The sequence below is a fragment of the Saccharothrix sp. ST-888 genome, from assembly GCF_000955975.1.
Lineage (GTDB): Bacteria > Actinomycetota > Actinomycetes > Streptomycetales > Streptomycetaceae > Kitasatospora.
This window is the reverse complement of record NZ_JYJF01000073.1, coordinates 16,090-37,455: the sequence shown is the minus strand read 5'-3', so window position 1 is coordinate 37,455 and position 21,366 is coordinate 16,090. Positions and strand designations below refer to the sequence as shown.

Below are 21,366 nucleotides of genomic sequence, written 5' to 3'. Positions count from 1 at the left end.
TTGGACGGGTCCTTGCCGGAGAAGGCGCCGCCGCCGTGCCGGGCCATGCCGCCGTAGGTGTCCACGATGATCTTGCGGCCGGTCAGGCCGGCGTCGCCCGTCGGGCCGCCGATCTCGAACCGGCCGGTCGGGTTGACCAGCAGCCGGAAGCCCTCGGTCTCCAGCTTGACGCCGTCCTCCGCGAGCCGGTCCAGGACGTGCTCGACGACGAGCCGGCGGACGTCCGGGGTCAGCAGCCCTTCGAGGTCGACGTCCGCCGCGTGCTGCGCGGACACCACGACGGTGTCCAGCCGCACCGCCCGGCTGCCGAGGTACTCGATGGTCACCTGGGTCTTGCCGTCCGGCCGCAGGTAGGGCATGACCCCGGACCTGCGGACCTCCGCCAGCCGGAGCGAGAGCCGGTGCGCGAGATCGATCGGCAGCGGCATCAGCTCGGGTGTCTCGTCGGTGGCGTAACCGAACATCAGGCCCTGGTCGCCGGCGCCCTGTCGGCCGAGGGCGTCGTCCGAGCCCTCGGCGCGGTGTTCGTAGGCGGCGTCGACGCCCTGCGCGATGTCCGGGGACTGCGCGCCGATCGAGACGGACACCCCGCAGGAGGCGCCGTCGAAGCCCTTCTTCGAGCTGTCGTACCCGATCTCCAGGACGGTGTCCCGGACGAGTTGGGCGATCGGCACGGACGCCGTGGTGGCGACCTCGCCGGCCACGTGCACCTGGCCGGTGGTGATCAGCGTCTCGACCGCGACCCGGGCTGCCGGGTCCTGGCGCAGATGCGCGTCGAGGATCGCGTCGCTGATCCGGTCGGCGATCTTGTCGGGATGGCCCTCGGTCACGGATTCCGAGGTGAACAGGCGACGGGACACGGAACTCCTCTGTCAGAGCGGTGGTTCGGGGTCGGTGCAGCAGGCTGCGGGCACCCCGATGGCGGCGGCGAAGACCAGGCCCCGCTTGTGGGTGATGGACACGCTGATACCGGCGATCCCGCGCGCACCGGCGTGCCGGGCGGCCGCACCGGACAGGCGCACCAGCGGAGCCCCGCCATCGGTCCGGAGGATGGCGACCTGCCGCGGTGTCACGCCGGCACCGACTCCGGTGCCGATCACCTTCAGCGCGGCCTCCTTGCCGGCGAAGCGCCCGGCGAGGAACTCGCGGGCCCGGTCGGCCCCGAAGGACTCCGCGGTGGCGAGCTCCTCCGGGGCGTAGGTGTAGCGGCGGAACCACGGCCGGTCGAGCAGGGCGTCGAGTTCGTCCTCGTGCAGTACGTCGATGCCGATCCACATCCCGTGCTCCTTGTCACCCGGTCGTCCGGCGGTCGGTCCCCCGGTCGTCCGGCCGGTCAGTCGAGGAAGGTGCCCTTCAGCACGCCCTGGAAGACGGCCAGCCGCTGGATGTGGCCGGTGCCCTCCATGAACTCGAAGGCCCGCGCGTCCCGGTACAGCCTGTTGAGCAGCGGGTCCTCCAGCAGCGCGGCGGGGCCGAGCAGGTCGGCGGCGACCAGGGTGCAGTACTCGGCCAGTTCGGCGGCACGGGTCTTCACCCCGGCGACGTGGTCCAGGCGCACCTGGCCCGCGTCGATCGCCTGCGCGACCCGGTAGTTGCGGGCGCGGGCGGCGGCGAGCCGGTCCTGCGCCTCCGCCAGCCGCAGCCGGGCGGTCCCGGCCAGGCCGGGGCGCTGCCGGTGGACGTGGTCCAGCACCGCACGCGACAGCCCGAGGGCGGTCCCGGCCAGCACCGGACGGAACCGCTGGAGGGTCCGGATGGCGCCGACCAGCCCCCGCCGGCTGGGTTTGAGGGTCTGGTAGCCGAGGATCTGGGTGCGCTCGACCCGGACGTCCTCGAACCTGATGGCGGAGATCCTGGCTCCGCGCAGGCCCACGGTCTCGACCAGTTCGGCGTGGAAGCCGGGGGTGTCCGTGTCGAGCAGCACCGCCTCGATGCCGAGCGGTCCGGGCGCCCGGCGGCAGAAGACCACGCCGAGCTGGGCGAACGCGGCGTTGCCCACGTAGCGTTTGCCGCCGGTCAGCCGGAAGCCGTCGCCGTCCGGGACGAGTGCCGTCTCCAGTTCGGTGGCCGCCGAGCCCTTGGCGGGCTCGGTCAGGCCGAAGAAGGTCCAGGTGGGTTCGGGCCCGGCCATCCGCTGGTAGTAGGCGTGGCGCTGCTTGTCGTCAGCCAGTGCGTCGATCGTCGCACCGGACATCAGCGGGCCGGGACAGGCCAGCATGAAGCCCGCGTCGCCGTAGCTCAACTCCTCGATGGTGACGACGTGTTCCAGGCAGGAGCGGATGTCGTAGGTGTCCCCTCCGATGCGCAGCGGGCGGTCCAGGTACTCCGTCGGCACGGTGCAGCCGCGCATGATGTCCACGGCGGGCAGGTGCAGCCAGCGGTCGATGGCGGTCGGGTCCCGGTCGATCTCCGGGCCGATCGTGCGCAGTTCGACGGCGGCCTCCCGGACATGGGCGCGCAGCGCCTCGATCCGTGGGGACAGGCCCTCAGTCATCCTGCGCCTCCGATCCGTGCGGCTGCGGATGCAGATAGGTGTTGCCGAGCAGTTCGGTCAGGTAGAGCAGCCGGCCGGGGCCGGCCGCCTCGAAGCCGGCCGCGCCGTGCAGCTTGAGCGCGGTCCGGCCCGCGGCCGTCAGGTCCCGGTGGATCCGCCAGCGCCGCCACGGTGTGCCGGCCGGGAGGCCGAGCAGGTCGGCCGACTCCGCCAGCGCCAGCGCGGTGTCGGCGACCGCGCCCCGTACCAGCTGCCGGTTGAGCAGCGTGGTGCCCTCGGAGAGGCGCCGGTCGAGGCGGGCCACGGCGGCGTCCAGGACGGTCCGCAGGGCCTGCCGGTGCAGCCGGAGCAACTGCTCGGCGAACACCGCCAGCTCCCGTTCGCCGGCCGGGGCGGCGCACCGCAGGGCGACCAGCTCCGGCGGTCCGCCCGGTACCGGCACGCCGTCGCCCGCCCGCGCCGCGGAGGCGAGGGCCCACCGGCTGCCGGAGGCCACCAGGCCGCCGGGGGCCGCCTGTTCGTGGCAGGCGTCCAGCGCGGCGGCGAAGGCCGCCGGATCGAGGAGGGTGCCGTCCAGGACGGTCATCGGTCCTCACCCGCCCGTGCCCCGGCGGGCCGGTCGCCGGCCCGCAGGACCGCGAGGTGGCTGTCGCCGGAGCGCGGGTCCCGCTCGCAGAGCACCACCGTGCGGTACTCCTGCTGCCAGGAGCGCCAGTGCTCGGCCAGCTCCAGCCAGACGCCCGTGCAGTAGGTGCCGCGCTCCGCCCGCCGGTGGTGCGGGACGCCGGGGAGCTCGGCGGTGCCGAACCACGGCCCGGTCACCACCAGCGTGCCGTCCGGGTCCCCGGCCGCCAGCTCGGTGATCCGGGCGGACGCCGGCCGGCCGGCCGGGACGGTCTCGACCTCGGTCACCCGCAGGCCGCCGTCCCGTTCGAGGACCAGCACGGCGCCCGAGTCGACCAGGTCGTTGTCGTGGACCGGCGGGAAGCGGGTGGGCAGGGTGGTCTGGTCCAGGACGGCTAGGACCGCCCTGCTGCTCCGGCCGGCCCGTTCGAAGGCGGAGATCACCCGCAGCGCGGTGAACGGCGCGGCCAGGCCCTGCTGGTGGATGCCGAAGTTGGTGCCTTCGCCGCCGAGCAGGTGGTTCAGGTAGGGGGCGATCGCGGTGAACGGCGTGACGTCCGGCAGGGCCTGGGCCACGATCACCAGGTCCGGCGGGCCGCCGGCCACGCCGTCGCCGGTCACCAGCCGGTCCACCAGGTCGCGGTGGCCGACGTTGGGCGCGGCGCGCAGCAGGTCCGGCGACACCTGCGCGCCGAACGGCTCGACCAGGTCGCGGTAGTAGGAGAGGGTGGCGGGGTCGTCGTCACAGGGCTTGCGCGGTGGGGACACCACGGCGCAGGCGGCGCGCAGAGTGGGCATGGCGGTCGCCTCACACCTCGCTGGTGGCCTGCTGGGACAGCACGTAGCCGGTGAGGGACCCGACCGACCTGAAGTCCTCCATGTCGAGGTCCTCCGGATCCACCGAGATGCCGACGGCGTCCTCCAGCGCCATCAGGAGTTCCAGGATCGAGGTGGAGTCCAGGTGGAGGTCCTCGAAGAGCCTGATGTCGTCGGTGAGCCCGGTGACGGGCCGCTCCAGTACCTCGGTGAGGGCCTGCTCGATCGCCGAGAGCACGCTGGCGCGTTCCATGGCAGTTCGCTCCTGAGTCAGTTGAAGTCGACGAGGCGCTGCTTGTCGAGCAGCGCCTCCTTGCGGTCCCGCTCGCGCACGAGGTGGGCGGTCCCGCGGTGGACGAGGACCTCGGCCGGGAAGCCGTGGCTGAGGAACAGGCCCGGCGAGGCGGAGGGGCCGTACGCGCCGGAGCGCTCGACCCCGAGCAGGTCGCCGGCCCGGACCTCGGGCAGCGCGACCTTCTTGCCGATGACGTCGTTGGGTGTGCACAGCGGCCCGGTGACGGTGTAGCTGCCGCTGGGTTCGGCGTGGTAGTCGGTCAGCGACCTGATCGGGAAGTTCCGCTTGACGAAGCTGCCGACGCCGACCGCCGCCATGTGGTGGTTGGTGCCGCCGTCGGCGACGACGAAGCGCTCGCCCATCGACTCCTTGACGTACAGCGCGCGCGTCACGTACGTGCCGCACAGCGCGGTCAGGTAGCGGCCGAGTTCGTTGATCAGGCGGCAGTCCGGGTGTGCGGCGGCGAACGGCTCGACCACCTCGTTGATCCCCGCCACCGCGGCCGCCAGGTCGAGGTCCTTCTCGTTGTCGAAGTAGGCGACCCCGAACCCGCCGCCGAAGTCCACGGTCCGCAGCGGGATGCCGAGGGTCTGCGACAGCTCCTCTGCGAGCGCGAGGATCTGCCGGGTGTTGTGCACCAGGTCGTCCGCGTTGAGGAAGCGGGTGCCCATGTAGGCGTGGAAGCCCTGGACCCGCACCCGGCGCAGCCCGTCCAGGAACGGACGGGAGCGGCGCAGCACGTCCGCGTCGATGCCGAACTGCCGCGGCTTGCCGCCCATGGCCAGGCCCGAGCCCTTGGTGTGGAAGTCGGGGTTGACCCGCAGCAGGACCGGGACCTCGTCCCGGCCGGCGGCGGCCGCGATCTCCTCCAGCGCGGCGACCTCGTCCAGCGATTCGCAGACGATCGCGTGCAGGTCGGCCTCGACGCACGCCGCCAGCTCGGCCCGGGTCTTGCCCGGCCCGAGGAAGATGACGTCCCGGGGGGCGATCCCGGCGCGCTGCACGGTCATCAGCTCGACCATGGAGGAGATCTCCGCGCCCGCGCCGAGGGACCCGAGGAAGGCGCAGATGCTGACGTTGGGGTTGGCCTTCAGGGAGAAGAAGACGTCCACGGCGGGGTGCAGTTGCTCGCGCAGGGACCGGTGGACCGAGTGCAGCACCTCGGCGTCGTAGAGGAACAGGGGGGTGCCGAACTCCTCGGCGATGCGGGAGACCGGCAGTCCCTGGACATGGAGTTCCGCGCTGCTCATGGTGTCCTCTCCGGGGTGTTGAGGCGATCGAGGCTGCGGGCCACCCGGTCGTCGAGGACGCCGAGTTGCTCGCGGTCGCCGGCGAACAGGACGGTGTAGAGCCGCCCCTCGAACGGGCCGCCGGCGCCGCTCTGCGCGTTGACCGTGCCGAAGCAGGTGACGACGAGGCCGGTGCCCTCGGCCGGCTCCCGGGCCAGGTCGCCGAGGGCGTCGGCGATCCGCTCGAACGGGAGCGGCTCGGTGAGCCGCAGCGGGTAGTGCTTGGCCAGCGCCGTCCCGCCGGGCCGCAGGAACCGCTCGGTGACCCGGCCCTGGTAACTGGACATGTTCAGCCGGGCGTTGATCTCCAGGACCGGGTAGAGCAGGTCGTCGGCGCCGAGCAGCGCGTCCACGCCCACCACGCCGAAGAACCCGTCCTGGTGGAGGCGCGCGCCCAGCAGGTCCACCGCGCGGGCCAGCTCGTCCAGGTGAGCCGGCGACAGGTCGGGCGGCATGACGTGTCCGAGGTGGACGCCGCCGGCCGTGATCGCCTCCTTGACGAAGTCGAGCCTGGTCTTGCCGTCGCGGTCGATGGTGAACTGGTAGTTGAGGTCGAACCGCTTGGGCAGGAACCGCTCCACGACGACGTGGATCGCGTCGTCGCCGTTCTTCTGCGCCCGGCGGTCCACCATGCGCAGCAGCCGCTCGCCCTTGGCGGCGCTGTCCAGCACCAGCAGGCCCTTGCCGGACACGCCGTAGGCGTCCTTGACGATCAGCGGGCCGCCGTCGGCCAGTCCCTGCCCGACGGCGCCGCGCAGTTCGGCCACGGTGGTGCAGCAGAAGCCGGGTACCTCGCGCAGCCCCAGTTCCGCCGCCAGCCGGCGGCTGTAGATCTTGCTGTTGACCCGCTCGTAGACGGCCGGCTGCGGGACCGCGGCCGGCAGGCCGGTCAGCTCGCAGATCCGCTGTTCCAGCAGCGAGTTGCCCATCGGCATCAGCCGTGCGCCGTCCAGCGCCAACTGCCTTAGCCTGTCGAGCAGTTCGGGCGAGTCCAGGACCGCCTGGCTGGTGCCGCCGGCGCCGGCCGGGGCCCGGGTGACCAGCTCGGTGGGTACGCCCAGGCCGAGCCGTTCGACGTAGCGGCGGTAGCCCTCGTCGAGCGGCCGGTCCAGCAGCAGGTAGTCGGCGGGTTCGGCCAGCAGGGCGCCGAGTTCCTCCATCCGCTGGACGGTCGCCGCCGTGGTCGACACGCGCGCCGCCGGCAGCCCGGGGTAGTCGCGCGCCCACTGGTTCTCGACCTCGAAGTTGCACAGCCAGACCAGCCGGGTGGCGCGGTCCCCGGTGAGCGCTTCCTTGAGATCCGCCGTGTAGGCGGTGCCGCTCGTCATGCCGATCGCCTCCGGTGGGTGATCACCATCGCGCCGAAGGTGGCGCCCAGGCCGACGGAGACCAGGACGTAGTGCCGGCCGTCGACCAGGCGCTCGCGCTCCCGCAGCGTGGTGTAGTTGACGAAGACGTCCGAGGCGTAGGTGTGGCTGTAGTGCGCGACGTTGTCGAGGAAGAACCGGGCCGGGTCGGCACCCATGTCCTTGATCGTCTGCCGCCACGAGACCAGGTTCACGTTGTGCGGGATCACCAGGTCGATCTCGTCGAACCGCAGCCCCGCCTCCCGGACGGCCCGGTGGATGACCTCGCCGAGCACCGTGCCGTAGACCCGGCCGAAGCCCTGGGTCTGCTCCTTGGTCATGTCCAGCCCGGCGGCGAACTCGCCCAGGGTGCGCGTGACATGGGAGCGCACCCGGTCGCCGGGACCGTCCAGGGTGACCAGGCAGGCGGCCGCGGCGTCGGCCATGATGGCGCTGTTGGGGATCAGCTGCACCTTGGGCGAGTAGGCCCGCTCGCCGGTCACCATCAGGGCGTACGCGCCCTCGGGCGCCTCGGCCCGCAGCAGCTCGCCGGCCAGGTCGATGGCGCCCAGGCTGCTCACGCAGGCCTGCTGGGTGAGCGCGAACGCCTCGGCGTCGGGCAGCCCCAGGTCCTCGCGGATCACCTGGGCGGCGTCGATGTGCGGCGGGGTGAGCGTCTGCATGGTGTGGGCGTAGATGACGTACGCGATCCGGCGTCCCTCCGGCAGTGCCTTCAGTGCCTGCCGCGCCGCCGGGAGCACGAGGTCGAACAGGCCGGTGCCCGGGTCGAACCGCAGCCGGTCGAGGCCGTAGATCTTCCGGAACACGCCCACCTCGGCCCGCCGCAGCCCGAGGCTCTCGGCCACGTCGTCGATCCGCACGCTGCGCTCGGGCAGGAACGACTCGATGCGCTCCAGGGTCGTCGCGCCGTTCATACGGTCTCCTTCTCAGCGGCCGACGAACTCGGCACGGACCAGCCAGCTGCGGGCGGCGCCCCGGCGGTCGCGCGGCTGCACCTCGTAGGGCCAGCGGCCCTGCCCGGCGCCCGGATCGCCGGGCTCCTTGAGGTCGCGCACCTGCCAGCCGCCGGCGGCCAGGAACTTCTCGGGCTCGTCGGTGCCGAACAGCCAGGGTGTGCCGTCCTCCTGGAGCCCGCGCAGGAACGTCCGGGAGAACGGGCTGCGCAGCAGCGCCTTGCTGACGAAGTCGACGGCCAGCCAGCTGCCGGGAGCCGAGACCGAGCCGAGGGTGCCGAGCAGCCGGGCGGCCTGGTCCTCGGTGAGGAAGAACATCAGCCCCTCGGCCACCCACAGCGTGGGCCGCTCCGGGTCGAAGCCCGCCCGGTGCAGGCTCGGCAGCCACTCCTCGGCCAGGTCCGCCCGGACCTCCCGGCGCTCCACCGCGGGCTCGGCGTCCAGTGCGGCGAGCCGCCTTCCCTTCTCCACGACCAGCGCGCTGTGGTCGACCTCGTACACCATCGCTCCCGACGGCCACTCCAGCCGGAACGCGCGGGTGTCCATGCCCGCGGCGATCAGGACGATCTGCCGGATCCCGGTGTCCCGCAGGACGGCCTGGATGCTGTCGTCCAGGTATTTGGTGCGGATGGCGATGAAGGGCAGCAGGCCGCCGCCGCCGTACTTGTCCAGCAGCTCGAAGCCGCGCGGGGCCGCCAGCTCCCGGGCGAACGGGTCGGTGAACAGCGCCCCCTCGGGGAGCTCGGACTCCACGGCGCGCGCCGCCGCCGTCCACTGCGCGGTGTAGGAAACAGCTTCCATCGGGCGCCTCCTAGGCGATTCGGACCGTGGCGAAGAACGCCTTCTCGATCGCCGAGAGGGTCTGGAAGTCCTGGATGTCGATGGTGTCGAAGTCGATCTCGACGCCGCTCGCGCCCTCGATCGCGTACACCAGCTCCACGAACGAGAGCGAGTCCACCAGCCGGCTCTCGATGAGGTTCTCCTCGGGCGCGATGGCGTCCCGCTCCGGGTGGCGGCCGAGAATCCAGGCCCGTACTTCGTCGATACCTGCCGAAGCCATGTCCACTCCTCAACTGTTGTCAGGCCCGTGGCGGCCGCGCGGCGTGCCGCACCGGCGTGCCGACGCCGAAGGCGACCGCCACGGCAAAGGGTTCGTCGTGCGTGATACTCACGTCGACCTGCTCGATCCCGGCGTCCCGGGCCAACTGCGCGGCCCGGCCGGTGAGTCGGACGACCGGCCAGCCGCCGCCGTCCTTGAGGATCTCGATGCCGAGCCAGGGCAGCACCTGCCCCGGCACGCGCAGGGTCTTGAACACCGCCTCCTTGGCGGCCAGCCGTCCCGCGACACCGGCGATGTCCCAGCCGCTCTCCGGGCGGCAGAGCGCGATCTCCGCCTCGGAGAGCATCCGCCGCAGCGCCGCGCCGTCTCCACCGGCCGTCAGCTGCCGGACCCGGCCGAACGGGACGAGGTCGATGCCGACCCGTCCGTCCAGCACGTCAGGAGACCTGTCCCGCCGCGGACTTGACGGATTCGAGGGCCTGCTGCGCGTCCCCGCCGTGCAGGTCGAGCAGCACCGAGAGCCAGCGTTCAAGACCGAACGCCACGCAGCTGGTGTACGCGTACTCGTCGCCGTCCAGCCGCCGGATGTTGCAGCGCTCGCCGAAGAAGTTGCGGTGGGTGTTGACCGAGGAGATGGCGAGCCCCTCGACCTGGAACTCGAACTTCACCGGGCTGAGTTTGGCGAGCAGGGCGCGGCCGCCGTCGTTCTCGAAGAAGGGGTCGGAGGCCGCCACCCGGTCGAGCGCGAGACCGAGTGCCCGGCCGAAGGCGGTGATGCGCTCGGTGAAGGCGGTCAGCACCTGCCGGCTGTGCTCGTAGGAGCCCAGGGCCACGATCTCGCGCATCTGGAAGCTGAGCAGCCGCCGCAGCCCGCCGTAGTGCTCCTCGTTGCGGAAGCACCGGTTGACCAGGGTGACCAGGGCCGTGTCGGCCACCCGCCGGTCCTGGTGGAACAGGTAGGCGCCGTAGCAGGTGGCGTGCGGCAGTCCGAGCCGCGGGGCTTGCAGGTCGGCGGGCGTGAAGCGGCCGTCGGCGGGCTTGACGGCACCTCCCGCCAGGTCGAGCGGGGCGGCGACCAGGGCGAGGTGCGGGAAGTTGTTGTAGACGTCGAACTTCTCCAGGTCCGAGACCGGGTACAGCGGAGGCGGCAGGATCTCCCGGGCGCCGGCCGCGTTGCCCCACGCGGTGAACGTCCGGTCGAGTTCCCTGAGCAGGTCCGTGCGGTCCGGGTCGAGGATGACCAGGGCCTCGGACAGATCGACGGGCGCGTCGACGCCGACCATCAGATCATCCCCACCTTTCCCAGGAACTTGGCGGTCTTGCGGAAGACGCTCTGCTCGAACTCCGCCCGCGCCGGGGACTCCAGGAGCTCCCTGCGCAGTTCGAGCGGGTTCTCGATGCCGGCGTCGCGGTAGACCTGCGGGTTGTACAGCGACTCGAAGCTGTAGGCCAGGTAGCGCCGGAGGTAGGCGGCGATCTCCTGGAGCTCCGCCGCCGAGCAGGTGCGCCGGACGTCCTCGAACAGCGCCGTGACCAGCTCCCGGCCGAAGGCGATGTGCCGGGACTCGTCCTGGTGGTGGATCCGGTTGATGGCACGGATCGTCCCGTGCAGCCGGTCGTCCAGCGCCATCCGGGAGTTGAAGTGGTCCACCAGCTCCTCGAATATCAGGATCCGGGCGAAGACCAGCAGGCTCTCCACATTGGAGCGCGGGATATCGGCATTCGCACCGGCCGGCTGCCGGTAGATCTTCTTGCCGTACCGCAGGCAGAACTCGGCGAAGAACCACATGTGCTCGTTCTCCTCACCGATGAAGTGGTGGAAGAACTCCGACGGAGTCTCGAATCCGGCGGTGTGGATCCGCTTGGTCACCTCGATGAGGAGTTCGCGGATACCGTGCACATTGAGGCTGTAGAAGTTGATGCTCTCGTACCGCGACAGCGCGTGGAGCTGCTCCTGGGTGAGCCGCTGAGCCGCTTCGGTGCCGTACGTGGTGGTCAGCTCGGGGCTCATCCACCACATGGCCTCGGGCAGGCTGTCCGGCCATTCGAAGAGCTTGTAGGGGTTGTAGTAGTCGTCGATCGACTTGGTGGTCAGGCGCTCCAGGATTCCGAGGAAGCGGTCGTCCTGATCGATCAGATTACTGACCATGCTCGAAAGTCATCTCCCACTCGTATTCGCCTGGCGGGACGGCCTTTCCCGGGGTTCGCCGTCATGTCCTCGCGGCCCTGGAAAAGACCCTAGGGACCGGCGGCCGAGGACCGCAACGACCGAAAGCGGCTTGGCCGCACCCGGCCACCACCGCCACCGCGCGGGTGCGCTCCCGCGATGGTGCGGGCGCGCAGCGCGACGGCCTGCCGGGCCGAGCCCGGCAGGCCGTCGCGTGGATCGCCGTCCTGTGCCCGCTCAGCCGGCCCGGGGCAGCCGGCGGTCGGGCTCCTCGGAGCCGACCAGCCCGGCGCGGGCCGCGGCCACCCCCGCCTGGAACCTGCTGTCGGCACCCAACTCGTCCATGATGCCGGCGATGTGCCGCCGGAAGGTCCGCGAGGACATGCCGATGCGGCGGGCGACGACCTCGTCCTTCAGCCCGGAGGCCAGCAGGTCGAGGATGGTCGCCTTGACGTCGTCCAGCGTCTCGCCGTAGGAGACGGCATCGGCCTCGAAGTCCGTGCCCGCCTGCCAGGCGTACTCGTAGAGCCGCCGGAGCAGGGAGATCATCGAGGGCTCGTAGACGACGGTGACGGTGGGGGCGTCCTGGCCGGAGGTGTGGTCGGGCAGGAACGCCACGTCGTCGCCGACCAGCACCAGGTTCTCGAAGACCAGGTTGGAGGTGCGGATCCACGCGCCGGTCTGCCCCTTGCGGCGCAGGCAGGCCCGGACGGTCGCACTGGTCCGGGCGGTGTGCGGGTACAGCAGCCGCATCGGCACGCCGCGCAGCGGCAGCGGGAGTTCGAACGGCGCGACGTCCTGCGGTCCGTGGCCGATCGGGCGCATCACCAGGACCTCCGAGGTGCAGTTGCGCACGGCATCGGCCATCCGGAGCTGCACCTGCCTCGGGTCCTGGTGCCGGACGACCTCCTCGTCGCGCGGCCGGGAGCGGTGTAGGGTGCTGAAGGTGTCCGCGAAGGAGCGTAACTGCTCGTGGATACCGGCCAGTTCGCGGTGCTTGTCGTAGATGGCCTGTTCCAGGGGCATGACCAGCTCGATCTGCGCGGCGTCCGGGCTCACCGCCCGGAACCCGGCCGCCGACTCGGAGTACCTGACCAGCCGCAGGTCGCGCAGGGTGGCCATGGCCTGTTCGGCCTCGGCGGCGGGCACCTTGAGCGCACTCGCCGCCCGGGACACCGTGACCGGCTCGTTCGCCAGCGTGTACTCGTAGACGCGGACGGCCAGTTCGTCGTCCGCCCCGGGGCCGAGCGGCTGGATCCGGGAGCCCACGGGTGTGTCCAGGAGGTCGCTCACCGGTGGCCTCCGGCCGTCCGGCCGGCCGACTGCTCCGGGAGGTCCGCACCGATGGCCTCGACGATCGGCGCCAGTTGGTCGTTGAGGAAGAAGTGCCCGCCGGGGAACGGCAGGATCTTGAAGTCCCGGCCGGTGTGGCGCTGCCAGTCGGCGGCCGCGGCCCGGTCGACGTAGGGGTCGTCGGCCGCCAGCAGGAAGGTGACCGGGCAGTCCACCCTGACCTCTGGAGGTGCCAGATAGCCGGAGTTGGCCCGGTAGTCGTTGCGGATCACGCTGAGCACCGCCTCCCGGTACTTCGGCCGTTCGAGCAGCCGGACCGGGACCCCGCCCAGGGCCCGGAGTTCCGCGACGATCTCCTCGTCGTTGCGCGGCACGTCGGCACCCAGACCGTCGGAGGGCGACCGCCGGCCGGAGACGAACAGCCGCACCACAGGCGTGCCCGCCGCCTCCAGCCTGCGGGTCAGCTCGAAGGCCACCACCGATCCCATGCTGTGGCCGAACACCGCGAGCGGACGGTCCGCCCACGGGGCCAACTCCTCGGCTGTCCGCTCCGCGAGCTCGCCGATGTCCGTGAAACCGGCGGATCCGGCCTGCCGTCCGGGGTACTGCACGGACAGGGCCTCGATACCGGACGGCAGGGCTCTGGAAAGCGGCCCGAAGGCGGTCGCCGAGGCACCGGCGTGCGGACAGCAGACCAGCCGGACGGCGGCCCCGGGGGCCGGTCGGAGGTTCTGGATCCAGTCCTCGGAGCTCCTGGTCGTTCGCTTTTCCATCGAGTCCTCCACCCCATCCGGTCACAGCACAGCAACGAGGTCGGCACGCCTGCCGACAATGCACGGGAACAGAGAGCCGGGTACCGAGCGCGGCTGAGAGCGGCGCCGCGCGGGCTCCGTGCGGGATTGGTGCGGGATTGGTGCGGGATTGTCCGCGGCAACTGACGTCCCTACCATGGGGGAACCCGGCGACCCGAGCGGCCACCCCAGTTGCCGAGGGCTCAGCTTAGCTGTTGCTGATTCCATGTCAACCAACGCTGGTTTGTGCACACTTGATGCCAACGCAAAGCACGAGTGAAGGAGTGCCAATGGCCGGAAACGCGCGGTCCTGCACGGACAAACTCGCCGCCCGCCTCAACCACTTGTTCGCCACAGTGCATCCGAGGGATCGTGGCCCGTACAGCAACGACGAGGTCGCCCGGGCGATCCGGGAGCGAGGGGGCGATATCTCCAAGGCGTACATCGCCTACCTGCGCAACGGCAAGCGCAGCAATCCGACGATGCATCACATCGTGGCACTGGCGGGCTTCTTCGGAGTGAAGCCCGCCTACTTCTTCGACGACGAGGTCGCCGAGGAGGTCGACTCCACGCTGGTCCGGATGGCGTCGCTGCGCGAGGCGGGCCTGCAGGTGAGCGACTGGGAGGCCCTGCGCGACTCGGGCGTCACCAGGATTGCCGCCCGGGCCAACGGACTGTCCCCGAAGGGTCTGCTGGCGGCGGTCCAGATTCTCAACCAGCTTCGTGCACTGGAAGGTCTGCCGCTCGAGGAGAACACCGACGATGTCTGACCACGGCCCGGTGAACGCGCGGTGACCGGGACCGCCGACCGGCAGGGTCTCGGAACGAGCGGGGGTGCGCATGCGAATTCCCTACCGGAGGCTGCGCCGTCGCTGTGAGGCCATGCTGCAGACCCTGGGACCGATCCCGGCGTTCTCGGTGGAGCGGATCTGCGCCCACCTGTCCGAGCTGCGCGGGCGGCCGCTGCACCTGCTCCCGCTGCCGGACGGAGCTTCGGCGGCCGGTGCCTGCGGCCTGTGGCTGGCCACCGAGGAGGGGGACTACGTCTTCTTCGAACAGCAGACCAGCCGACCGCACCAGGAGCACATCGTGCTGCACGAGATCGGGCACATGCTGTTCGACCACCCGACCCTGGAGCTGCCCGGCGCCGTCGTCCCGTCCGCCCGGCTCGGCGACCTGGATCTCACCCTCGTCCGGCACCTGCTGGCCCGCACCGACTACACCACCCGCCAGGAGCAGGAGGCGGAGATGCTCGCCAGTCTCATCAGGACCGTCGCGGCCCGGGCCGAGGACCCTCGGCCGTCCGGGTCCTCCGGTGAGTGGGAAGCGGCGCTGGGGCTGTCCCGTGTCCGTTGACGTCACCGAGGTCGGACTGCGGTTCGAGGGGGCCGGGATCGTCGCCATGTGGCTCGGACTGCTGCTGCGGGGCCCCTCGGCGATCCGCTCCCGGCATCAGCGCGGACTCTGGATCGCCGTCGCGGCCGCCGCCATCACCATGACGCTGAAACGTCCCTTTCTGGTCGACGTCGCCTCGCAGAGCGCCCCCGCCTTCGACGTGTACCCCCTGGCCACCCACCTGTGCGGAGTGCTCTCCTCGGTCGTGGTGGTGGACTTCGTCATGGTCACCATGGACCGGTCCCGCCGGGAGTGGCTGCACGTGGGCTCCGGACTGGCCTTCGTCTGCCTGGTCATGCTGGGCCTGCGGGCGGACCCGGCCATGTCGGTGGACCGCTTCGGCACCGCCGGCTCCTCCTTCGGCTACGCGTTCTGGCTGATCGTGATCGGCGTCCACCTGATCAGCAACGGCGTCTGCATCACCGTGTGCTTCCTGCACCGGCACCGCGGCGGCGGCGAAGTACGGGCCGGCATGCGCCTGTTCGGGCTCGGCAGCTGCTTCGCCGGGCTCTGCTGGGTCGGCCAGCTGCTCCAGCTCACCCTCGGCGCCTCCTGGGTGACGTCGGCCGCTCCGTTCGCGATGGGCCTGTTCTGCCTCTCCAGGGCCACCGTGCTCGCCGTCCCCGTGGTGTCGACCGGCCGCCGCGTCCTGCGGGACATGACGGTCTTCCGGCGGCTGTGGCGACTGTGGCGGGACCTGGTGTCCGCCGTCCCCGCCGTCGCGCTCGCCCCGCCCAGGCCGCTGCCGCTGGAACTGCTGCTGCCGCGCGGCCCCTGGCGGCTGCTGGTGTACCGCCAGGTGATCGAGATCCGGGACGCCATCCTGGTCCTGCGCGACTACGCGGCTCCCGAACTGCCGTCGGACCCGTTGGCCCCGTCCGGCCCGTCCGGCGGTGCGGCCGAGGGCGAGCTGTGCGTGGTCCGGGCGCGCGAGATGGCCCGCATGCTCAGGACCGCCTGCCGAGCCAAGCACCACGGCCAGGGGCCGCGGGCCGGCTCGGCCGCGCTGTCCTCGCTGGGCGGCGACGATCTCGTCGGCGAGACCGCCTTCCTGATCCTGGTCGCCGACGCGTACACCGCCGCCCCGCCGGAACGTCCCGGGACCCCCGTCCGACTCTGACGGCCGCGGCCGGGGCGGGACGTCGGCTCACCTGACGGCCGGGCTCACCTGACGGCCGGGCTCGCCGCGGCACCGGCGGACTCGGACGGCTCCCCGACCTGACGCTGCGCCGACCTGGAGATCCAGGTCAGCAGGGCCGCGGCGAGGACGAAGACGGCGGCGACCGGCAGCAGCACGGTGGCCGAGTGGAAGGAGCTCAGGGCGATCGCGCCCACCACGCTGGAGAGCGAGATCGCCAGGTACATCACGGCCGCGTTGAGCGAGACCACCAGCGCCTCGGCCCCGGCGGGCGCCAGGGCCATGATGCGGTGCTGCTGCGGGGCGGTCACCGACCAGGAGCCGATGCCGCTGAGCGCGACGACCGGAACGGCCGCCAGGAACGAGTTCCGGCTCGGGAGCATGAGCAGGAACACCACCGCCAGGCCGAAGGTCGCGGCGATCACCACCCGCTGCGGGCCGTGCCGGTCGGCCAGCCGTCCGGCCACCAGGTTGCCGGCGGTACCGGCCACGCCGAACACCAGCAGCAGCAGGGCGATCCGGCCGCCGTCACCGCCGGTGGCCGAGCTGAAGACCGAGCTGATGTAGGTGTAGGGCAGGTAGATGCCGATGAAGGCCAGCAGCGTCACGGTGAGCACGCCGGCCACCCGGCGGTCGGTCAGCGGCGAGAGCCGCTGGCGCAGGCTGGGCGCGGCGGCAAGCCGGATGCCGGGCAGCCGCAGCGCGATCACCGGTGCGACCACCACGGCGAGCGCGGTGACGAACCACATGGTCGCCTTCCAGCCGAGCGCGTTGCCGATGGCGGTGCCCAGGGGCGCCCCGAGGGCCAGCGAGGACGTCAGCCCGACCGTCACGATCGCGATCGCCCGCCCGCGCCGCTCACTGCCGGCGATCGCGGCAGCCGTGGCACCGGCGTTGGGCGTGAACATCGCCGCACCCGCCGCCGCGACCACCCGGGCGGCCAGCACCAGCCCGTAGTCCGGCGCGAGCGCCGTGCCGACGTTGCCCAGCGCGAACACGACGAGCGCCGTGACCAGCACCCGGCGCCGGGACCAGCGACCGGTCAGCGCCGCCAGCACCGGTGACAGCACCGCGTACGCGATCGAGAACACACTGACCAGCTGGCCCGCCGCGCCCACGTCGATGTGCAGCGACTTGCCGATGTCGGGGAGCAGGCCGGCGATGACGAACGCATCGGTGCCCACTGCGAAGGTCCCGAAGGCCAGAACCGCGACGTGGGCGCGCCAGCGCTCGCCGTGGTCGGTCGCTGAGGTGTCGCTCATCAGTGCTCCTGTTTCGATGGAGAGCGTCATGTACGATGAGCATCGTACGACGGTTTCGACGGCCATCGTAAGAGACGACGACAATCGATGGGCGCCTGCACCGACCGTAGAGGTCCGGGCGGCGCCGCGTAAGGGCCGCAGCGGACAGGCCGCATCCGGCCACCCCGCCGGGCGGCGCCCGCACCGGGAGATGCGATCAGGACGGCAGGTAGGGTCGATGGGTATCGGCAGAGACGATCCGCATGACGATCCGCGTGGAGGGCATGATGCGCGACTCACAGGACACCTGGCTCCCCCAGCCCGATCTCGACGAGGTGGACATCGGCGAGGTCCTGCAGGCCCTGGCCGACCCGGTCCGGCTGCAGATCGTCCGGCTGCTGGCGGCCGCGGGCGAGGGCTCGTGCACCAGCCTCGACGTGCCCGTCAAGCGTTCGACCGTCTCGCACCATCTCCGCACCCTGCGGGAGAGCGGCGTGGTCGCCACCCGGCTGGTGGGCAACACCCGGCTCAGCCGGCTGCGCACGGCCGAGCTGGAGGAGCGCTTCCCGGGGCTGCTGGTCTCGATCCTGGCCGCGACACCCCGGGCCCGGCAGCTCGTAGGCTGACCCACCCGCCCGGCCCGGCTGCGGCACCCCACCGTCGGCACACATCCATCGACGAGCCCGCAGGAGGGTCGCATGGGCCGCTACGCACACTTGGCGTACACCCCGTCGGTACGTGAGGTCCAGCGCGAACAGGGCAGCGCGGCGGTGGCCGAACGCCGGCTCCTGGAGGGCGACGCCCCCGAACCGCTGACCGAGGCGGAGGCCGCCTTCATCGACTCCCGCGACGGCTTCCACCTCGCCAGCGTCAGCGAGACCGGCTGGCCGTACGTCCAGTTCCGGGGCGGGCCACCGGGATTCGTCCACGTGCTGGACGAGCGGACCATCGGCTTCCTCGACGTCCGCGGCAACCGCCAGTACATCACCACCGGCAACGTCCGCGCGGACGGGCGCGTCGCGCTGTTCTTCATGGACCAGCCACGGCAGTTGCGGCTGAAGCTCTTCGGCCGCGCGAGCGTCCACGCGCCGCACGACGAACCGGAGCTCACCGCGCGCCTGGCCGCCGTCCGCACTCCGGGGCGGGAGGAGCGCCTGCTGCTGATCCGGGTGGAGGGCTTCAACTGGAACTGCCACCAGCACATCACCCCCCGGTACTCGGAGGCCGAACTGGCCGAGGTGCTGGACCCGATCCGCGTCCGACTGGCCGCCCTGGAGGAGGAGAACCGGCGCCTGCGCGCCCTGCTCGCCCGGCAAGGCTGAGGCTCGGGGCGCGGGTCCCCGGGCGGGGAAGTTCCCGAGGCCCGGGACCGCGTGGGTACGGTGAGGGAGCCACCCACTCCGAGCAGGGGAGACACACCGTGTCCTTCGCACGTCTTGCCACCGCCACGCCGAGCTCGCGGATCGGGCTGGGCCTGGCCGCGGTCGGCCGGCCCGGCTACATCAACCTCGGCCGGGCCGAGGACCTCCCGGCCGACCGGACCGTGTCCGCGATGCGCGAGCGCGCCCACCAACTCCTCGACGCGGCCTACGCGCAGGGCGTCCGCTACCTCGACGTGGCCCGCTCCTACGGCCGCTCGGAGGAGTTCCTCGCCGAGTGGCTCGACCACCGCGCGGACGTCCGCGACGTCGTGGTCGGCAGCAAGTGGGGCTACACCTACACCGCCGACTGGCAGGCCGACGCCGAGGTGCACGAGGTCAAGGACCACAGCGTGCAGACGTACGACCGCCAGGTCGCCGAGAGCCGGAGCCTGCTCGGCAAGCGCCTCGATCTGTACCAGATCCACTCCGTCACCCCGGACAGCCCCGCGCTCACCGACACCGTCCTGCACGGCCGGCTGGCAGCGCTCGCCGCCGAGGGCGTGCTCATCGGCCTGTCGACCAGCGGCCCGGAACAGGCGGCCGCCATCCGCGCCGCACTGACCGTCACCGTGGACGGGGAACCGCTCTTCCGCAGCGTGCAGGCCACGTACAACCTGCTCGAACCCTCCGCCGGTGAGGCCCTCGCCGAGGCGCACGACGCCGGATGCACCGTCATCGTCAAGGAGGGCATGGCCAACGGACGCCTCGCCGGGCGCCCCACCGACGAGGCGGCGTCCACCGTCCTGCACCGGGTGGCCGAGGAGGCGGACACCACCAGTGACGCGGTGGCCCTGGCCGCCGTCCTCCACCACCCGTGGGCCGACCTGGTCCTGTCCGGCGCCGCCACCGCCGACCAGCTCACCAGCAACCTGCAAGCCGCCTCCGTAGCACTCACCCCCGCCCAGCACGCCCGCCTCACCACCCTGGCCGAGCCCGCCCGAACCTACTGGCACCACCGCTCCGAACTCCCGTGGAGCTGACGGCCCTTGGGCCTCGGGCGGCTGGGGCCGGCCTTGGTTGCGGGAGAAGCCCGATGAGCTCAACAGTCCTGGCGGCAGGTACGAGAGTGGCAATTCCTATCGCAGGAGGAGGTAGTGCCGGGCAGACCCTCGGGCCGCACGCCATGGCGTCAGAAGGAGCGCCACGGGTACTCCCTGGCCGGCAGCCCAGGACCGGGAGGTACCGGCCCTGCGGCACGAGGTCGCGGTGCTCCGCCCGTCGGAGCACCGCACCACGCCTCGGGCGGTGGGGCCTGCCTGGGTGCCGTTGGTAGGGCTAGCCCACCCTGAGGTGGGGGGACAGCGGGATCGTCCGAACCCGGCCGCGGTCATAGGTTCTTACCATGACCGAACACCCGAGGAGATCTCTCCTCATACGGCGCACGGCGGCCGCAGTTGCCGCCGGCTGCGTGCTGGTTGGCGCCCTGACGGCATGCCAGAAGGACACTGTGCCCGCCAAGGGCAGCAGCACTCCTCCTGCCTCGTCGGCGCCCGCCGCCGAGCCTTCGCTCCACATGGTTGCGAACGGCTCGCACAAGCTGGCATTCCATGTGACGCCCGGCCGGCTGCCCGCGATCGTGCTGGACGCCGGCGGAGGCCTGGACTCGTCCTACTGGAAGGACATCGCACCCGCGCTCGCCAAGAACACCGGTTCCGAGATCATCACCTACGACCGGGCCGGCATGGGCGCCAGCGACGAGGTGCCCGGACCGTGGAAGGCCGAGGACGCGGTGTCGGATCTGGAGACCGGTCTGAAGCAACTGGGCGTCACACGGGACGTGCTGCTGGTGTCGCACTCCCTCGCGGGTGAGATCGCCACGTACTTCGTGAACAAGAACCCGCACCTGGTCACCGGAGCAGTGCTCGTCGACGCCAGCCTGCCCGACTTCTACACCGACAGCGAGGTGGCGAAACTCGAGGCCGCGAATCAGGCCCAGATCGCCGAACTGGAGAAGCAGCCCTCCACGAAACAGAGCCGCCAACTGATCGCCGTCGCGGCCGACTTCGGACCCGCGCACCGCGCCTACCACCAGGTCACCTGGCCGAAGGCGGTTCCGGCGACCGCCATCGTCTCGGCGAAGACACCGTTCGACACCCCTGAGGACGCGCAGCTGTGGCGAAACGCCCAGTCGGAGTTTGCGGCAGCCGCGTCGAACCGGCACCTCCTCGTCGCGGCGAACAGCTCGCACGACATCCCGATCGACCGCCCGGATGTCGTTCTCAAGGCAGTCGAGGACATGGTGAAGACACTCCGCTGATGTCCTTCGCCTGAGACTGCGATGAAGTCGGTGCGGTCAGGACGCCGTCGGCTGCGGAAGGCGGCCGGTGGGCCCGGGGCCCCGGCCCGCTACAGCAGTCCGATCAGGAACCGCAGGGCCAGCCCGGAGCCGAGCAGCAGGAACGCGGTGAGGAGCAACATCCCTGCACTCCAGGCGAGTTGGGCGAGTCGGTCGCGCACGGTCCTGGGGCCCTGGGTCCAGGCCGGTTCCCGCTCCAGGGGCTCGGGGGTCGGCAGGGCGCGGGCGAGGCCCTGGCGCATGTGGTCCTCGCAGCAGTAGGTCCGGTACAGCACCTCGGCGGCCCGCCGGTCGATCTCCAGGGCCAGCCATCCCTCGGGCAGATCGAGGTATCCGTCATGCCCGGTCCTGGACTCCACTCTCCCGCAGAGGTCACAGATGTCCAGGTCCGGCGAGTCCGCCGAAGCCTCGTCCGCCGTGTCCGCCAGGGCGGGCCCCGTCGGGTCGGCAGCCGGCGGACGCACGGGGTGGGGCGGCTGCTCGGCGGCCGCCCCGCCGGACACCGACCGGGCGTCCTCGGGGCCGTTCAACTCCAGGACGAGGTACAGCACGAAAGCCACACCGAGTGCCACGACCGCGGCACCGGTGTACCTCGAGTGGCTGTCCTTCGCGAAGCCGAAGGCAGCGCCGCAGGTCAGCAGCAGGAACAGGGCCCCGGCCCGGAGGCCACGGAAGCGGAAGCGGTGCATCCGGCCATCCTGTCAGGCCCCTCGCCGGCCCCCGGAT

Annotated in this window: 25 protein-coding genes; 7 read left to right on the top strand and 18 right to left on the bottom strand. The window is 71.7% G+C overall.

Annotated elements, in window-relative coordinates:
- The 16 genes from metK to UK12_RS21900 all read right to left on the bottom strand — a co-directional run.
- A partial coding sequence (gene metK / locus UK12_RS21975) for a methionine adenosyltransferase (protein WP_231591327.1) occupies window positions 1-848 on the bottom strand: 848 nt, incomplete at its 3' end.
- A gap of 24 nt (window positions 849-872) precedes the next feature.
- Entirely contained in the window at window positions 873-1,277 is a 405-nt protein-coding gene (locus UK12_RS21970; RefSeq protein WP_045304797.1) for a holo-ACP synthase, read from the bottom strand.
- 56 nt (window positions 1,278-1,333) lie between these two features.
- Window positions 1,334-2,494 carry an acyl-CoA dehydrogenase family protein gene (locus UK12_RS21965; RefSeq protein WP_045304796.1) on the bottom strand — a complete coding sequence of 387 codons (1,161 nt, stop codon included), beginning with the start codon at window positions 2,492-2,494 and terminating at the stop codon, window positions 1,334-1,336.
- The gene (locus UK12_RS21960; RefSeq protein WP_045304795.1) at window positions 2,487-3,080 is read right to left on the bottom strand and encodes a hypothetical protein; all 594 of its coding nucleotides are present in this window, start codon (window positions 3,078-3,080) and stop codon (window positions 2,487-2,489) included. Before UK12_RS21960 ends, UK12_RS21965 begins: the two co-directional genes overlap by 8 nt.
- Window positions 3,077-3,916, bottom strand: coding sequence for a hypothetical protein (locus UK12_RS21955; RefSeq protein ID WP_045304794.1), 840 nt, complete (start codon window positions 3,914-3,916; stop codon window positions 3,077-3,079). The genes UK12_RS21960 and UK12_RS21955 overlap by 4 nt, the downstream gene beginning before the upstream one ends.
- Before the next feature lie 10 nt (window positions 3,917-3,926).
- Window positions 3,927-4,187: an acyl carrier protein gene (locus UK12_RS21950; protein WP_045304793.1), complete on the bottom strand. Its 261-nt coding sequence runs from the start codon at window positions 4,185-4,187 to the stop codon at window positions 3,927-3,929.
- 17 nt (window positions 4,188-4,204) lie between these two features.
- On the bottom strand, window positions 4,205-5,479 hold the full coding sequence (locus tag UK12_RS21945; protein WP_045304792.1) for a diaminopimelate decarboxylase: 1,275 nt from the start codon (window positions 5,477-5,479) through the stop codon (window positions 4,205-4,207).
- A complete protein-coding gene (locus UK12_RS21940; RefSeq protein WP_045304791.1) occupies window positions 5,476-6,846 on the bottom strand; it encodes an ATP-binding protein in 1,371 nt (456 codons plus the stop codon). Before UK12_RS21940 ends, UK12_RS21945 begins: the two co-directional genes overlap by 4 nt.
- Entirely contained in the window at window positions 6,843-7,799 is a 957-nt protein-coding gene (locus UK12_RS21935) for a 3-oxoacyl-[acyl-carrier-protein] synthase III C-terminal domain-containing protein (RefSeq protein WP_045304790.1), read from the bottom strand. The genes UK12_RS21940 and UK12_RS21935 overlap by 4 nt, the downstream gene beginning before the upstream one ends.
- A gap of 12 nt (window positions 7,800-7,811) precedes the next feature.
- Window positions 7,812-8,639, bottom strand: coding sequence for an SAM-dependent methyltransferase (locus UK12_RS21930; RefSeq protein WP_045304789.1), 828 nt, complete (start codon window positions 8,637-8,639; stop codon window positions 7,812-7,814).
- A 10-nt stretch (window positions 8,640-8,649) separates the two neighbouring features.
- Window positions 8,650-8,898 (bottom strand): phosphopantetheine-binding protein, encoded by a 249-nt coding sequence (locus UK12_RS21925; protein WP_045304788.1) that lies wholly within the window; start codon window positions 8,896-8,898, stop codon window positions 8,650-8,652.
- Window positions 8,899-8,917: 19 nt separating this feature from the next.
- Window positions 8,918-9,334: a holo-ACP synthase gene (locus UK12_RS21920; RefSeq protein ID WP_197085070.1), complete on the bottom strand. Its 417-nt coding sequence runs from the start codon at window positions 9,332-9,334 to the stop codon at window positions 8,918-8,920.
- Window position 9,335: 1 nt separating this feature from the next.
- A complete protein-coding gene (locus tag UK12_RS21915; protein ID WP_045304787.1) occupies window positions 9,336-10,181 on the bottom strand; it encodes a hypothetical protein in 846 nt (281 codons plus the stop codon).
- Window positions 10,181-11,047, bottom strand: a complete 867-nt coding sequence (locus tag UK12_RS21910) for a diiron oxygenase (RefSeq protein WP_045304786.1) — start codon at window positions 11,045-11,047, stop codon at window positions 10,181-10,183. The genes UK12_RS21915 and UK12_RS21910 overlap by 1 nt, the downstream gene beginning before the upstream one ends.
- 255 nt (window positions 11,048-11,302) lie before the next feature.
- Window positions 11,303-12,358: a helix-turn-helix transcriptional regulator gene (locus UK12_RS21905; RefSeq protein WP_052682057.1), complete on the bottom strand. Its 1,056-nt coding sequence runs from the start codon at window positions 12,356-12,358 to the stop codon at window positions 11,303-11,305.
- Window positions 12,355-13,131 (bottom strand): thioesterase II family protein, encoded by a 777-nt coding sequence (locus UK12_RS21900; RefSeq protein WP_045304802.1) that lies wholly within the window; start codon window positions 13,129-13,131, stop codon window positions 12,355-12,357. Before UK12_RS21900 ends, UK12_RS21905 begins: the two co-directional genes overlap by 4 nt.
- Before the next feature lie 308 nt (window positions 13,132-13,439).
- Here UK12_RS21900 and UK12_RS21895 point away from each other — a divergent pair, with 308 nt between their 5' ends.
- From UK12_RS21895 to UK12_RS21885, 3 genes are all read left to right on the top strand, one after another.
- Window positions 13,440-13,919: a helix-turn-helix domain-containing protein gene (locus UK12_RS21895; RefSeq protein WP_045304785.1), complete on the top strand. Its 480-nt coding sequence runs from the start codon at window positions 13,440-13,442 to the stop codon at window positions 13,917-13,919.
- Between the two features lie 112 nt (window positions 13,920-14,031).
- Window positions 14,032-14,505: a hypothetical protein gene (locus UK12_RS21890; RefSeq protein ID WP_156178855.1), complete on the top strand. Its 474-nt coding sequence runs from the start codon at window positions 14,032-14,034 to the stop codon at window positions 14,503-14,505.
- The gene (locus tag UK12_RS21885; RefSeq protein WP_045304783.1) at window positions 14,495-15,664 is read left to right on the top strand and encodes an MAB_1171c family putative transporter; all 1,170 of its coding nucleotides are present in this window, start codon (window positions 14,495-14,497) and stop codon (window positions 15,662-15,664) included. The genes UK12_RS21890 and UK12_RS21885 overlap by 11 nt, the downstream gene beginning before the upstream one ends.
- Before the next feature lie 44 nt (window positions 15,665-15,708).
- On the opposite strand, the gene UK12_RS21880 is transcribed toward UK12_RS21885, so the two are convergent.
- Entirely contained in the window at window positions 15,709-16,944 is a 1,236-nt protein-coding gene (locus tag UK12_RS21880) for an MFS transporter (RefSeq protein WP_045304782.1), read from the bottom strand.
- A 242-nt stretch (window positions 16,945-17,186) separates the two neighbouring features.
- Here UK12_RS21880 and UK12_RS21875 point away from each other — a divergent pair, with 242 nt between their 5' ends.
- The 4 genes from UK12_RS21875 to UK12_RS21860 all read left to right on the top strand — a co-directional run bounded on the left by UK12_RS21875 (window position 17,187) and on the right by UK12_RS21860 (window position 20,601).
- Window positions 17,187-17,549: an ArsR/SmtB family transcription factor gene (locus tag UK12_RS21875; RefSeq protein ID WP_231591326.1), complete on the top strand. Its 363-nt coding sequence runs from the start codon at window positions 17,187-17,189 to the stop codon at window positions 17,547-17,549.
- Between the two features lie 72 nt (window positions 17,550-17,621).
- A complete protein-coding gene (locus tag UK12_RS21870) occupies window positions 17,622-18,245 on the top strand; it encodes a pyridoxamine 5'-phosphate oxidase family protein (RefSeq protein WP_045304781.1) in 624 nt (207 codons plus the stop codon).
- Between the two features lie 98 nt (window positions 18,246-18,343).
- Window positions 18,344-19,324, top strand: coding sequence for an aldo/keto reductase (locus tag UK12_RS21865; RefSeq protein ID WP_045304780.1), 981 nt, complete (start codon window positions 18,344-18,346; stop codon window positions 19,322-19,324).
- Between the two features lie 362 nt (window positions 19,325-19,686).
- Window positions 19,687-20,601: an alpha/beta fold hydrolase gene (locus UK12_RS21860; protein ID WP_045304779.1), complete on the top strand. Its 915-nt coding sequence runs from the start codon at window positions 19,687-19,689 to the stop codon at window positions 20,599-20,601.
- An 89-nt stretch (window positions 20,602-20,690) separates the two neighbouring features.
- Here the strand turns inward: UK12_RS21860 and UK12_RS21855 are convergent, their stop codons facing one another.
- Window positions 20,691-21,329 carry a hypothetical protein gene (locus UK12_RS21855; protein ID WP_045304778.1) on the bottom strand — a complete coding sequence of 213 codons (639 nt, stop codon included), beginning with the start codon at window positions 21,327-21,329 and terminating at the stop codon, window positions 20,691-20,693.
- Window positions 21,330-21,366 lie beyond the last annotated feature (37 nt).

Bases quoted from the DNA above. Each gene is read 5' to 3' on its own strand.
- UK12_RS21955 (WP_045304794.1), bottom strand. From the start codon at position 3,916: ATGCCCACTCTGCGCGCCGCCTGCGCCGTGGTGTCCCCACCGCGCAAG.
- UK12_RS21970 (WP_045304797.1), bottom strand. From the start codon at position 1,277: ATGTGGATCGGCATCGACGTACTGCACGAGGACGAACTCGACGCCCTG.
- UK12_RS21965 (WP_045304796.1), bottom strand. From the start codon at position 2,494: ATGACTGAGGGCCTGTCCCCACGGATCGAGGCGCTGCGCGCCCATGTC.
- UK12_RS21890 (WP_156178855.1), top strand. From the start codon at position 14,032: ATGCTGCAGACCCTGGGACCGATCCCGGCGTTCTCGGTGGAGCGGATC.
- UK12_RS21945 (WP_045304792.1), bottom strand. From the start codon at position 5,479: ATGAGCAGCGCGGAACTCCATGTCCAGGGACTGCCGGTCTCCCGCATC.
- UK12_RS21935 (WP_045304790.1), bottom strand. From the start codon at position 7,799: ATGAACGGCGCGACGACCCTGGAGCGCATCGAGTCGTTCCTGCCCGAG.
- UK12_RS21915 (WP_045304787.1), bottom strand. From the start codon at position 10,181: ATGGTCGGCGTCGACGCGCCCGTCGATCTGTCCGAGGCCCTGGTCATC.
- UK12_RS21925 (WP_045304788.1), bottom strand. From the start codon at position 8,898: ATGGCTTCGGCAGGTATCGACGAAGTACGGGCCTGGATTCTCGGCCGC.
- UK12_RS21930 (WP_045304789.1), bottom strand. From the start codon at position 8,639: ATGGAAGCTGTTTCCTACACCGCGCAGTGGACGGCGGCGGCGCGCGCC.
- UK12_RS21855 (WP_045304778.1), bottom strand. From the start codon at position 21,329: ATGCACCGCTTCCGCTTCCGTGGCCTCCGGGCCGGGGCCCTGTTCCTG.
- UK12_RS21870 (WP_045304781.1), top strand. From the start codon at position 17,622: ATGGGCCGCTACGCACACTTGGCGTACACCCCGTCGGTACGTGAGGTC.
- UK12_RS21950 (WP_045304793.1), bottom strand. From the start codon at position 4,187: ATGGAACGCGCCAGCGTGCTCTCGGCGATCGAGCAGGCCCTCACCGAG.
- UK12_RS21895 (WP_045304785.1), top strand. From the start codon at position 13,440: ATGGCCGGAAACGCGCGGTCCTGCACGGACAAACTCGCCGCCCGCCTC.
- UK12_RS21860 (WP_045304779.1), top strand. From the start codon at position 19,687: ATGACCGAACACCCGAGGAGATCTCTCCTCATACGGCGCACGGCGGCC.
- UK12_RS21900 (WP_045304802.1), bottom strand. From the start codon at position 13,131: ATGGAAAAGCGAACGACCAGGAGCTCCGAGGACTGGATCCAGAACCTC.
- UK12_RS21940 (WP_045304791.1), bottom strand. From the start codon at position 6,846: ATGACGAGCGGCACCGCCTACACGGCGGATCTCAAGGAAGCGCTCACC.
- UK12_RS21960 (WP_045304795.1), bottom strand. From the start codon at position 3,080: ATGACCGTCCTGGACGGCACCCTCCTCGATCCGGCGGCCTTCGCCGCC.
- UK12_RS21910 (WP_045304786.1), bottom strand. From the start codon at position 11,047: ATGGTCAGTAATCTGATCGATCAGGACGACCGCTTCCTCGGAATCCTG.
- UK12_RS21875 (WP_231591326.1), top strand. From the start codon at position 17,187: ATGACGATCCGCGTGGAGGGCATGATGCGCGACTCACAGGACACCTGG.
- UK12_RS21880 (WP_045304782.1), bottom strand. From the start codon at position 16,944: ATGAGCGACACCTCAGCGACCGACCACGGCGAGCGCTGGCGCGCCCAC.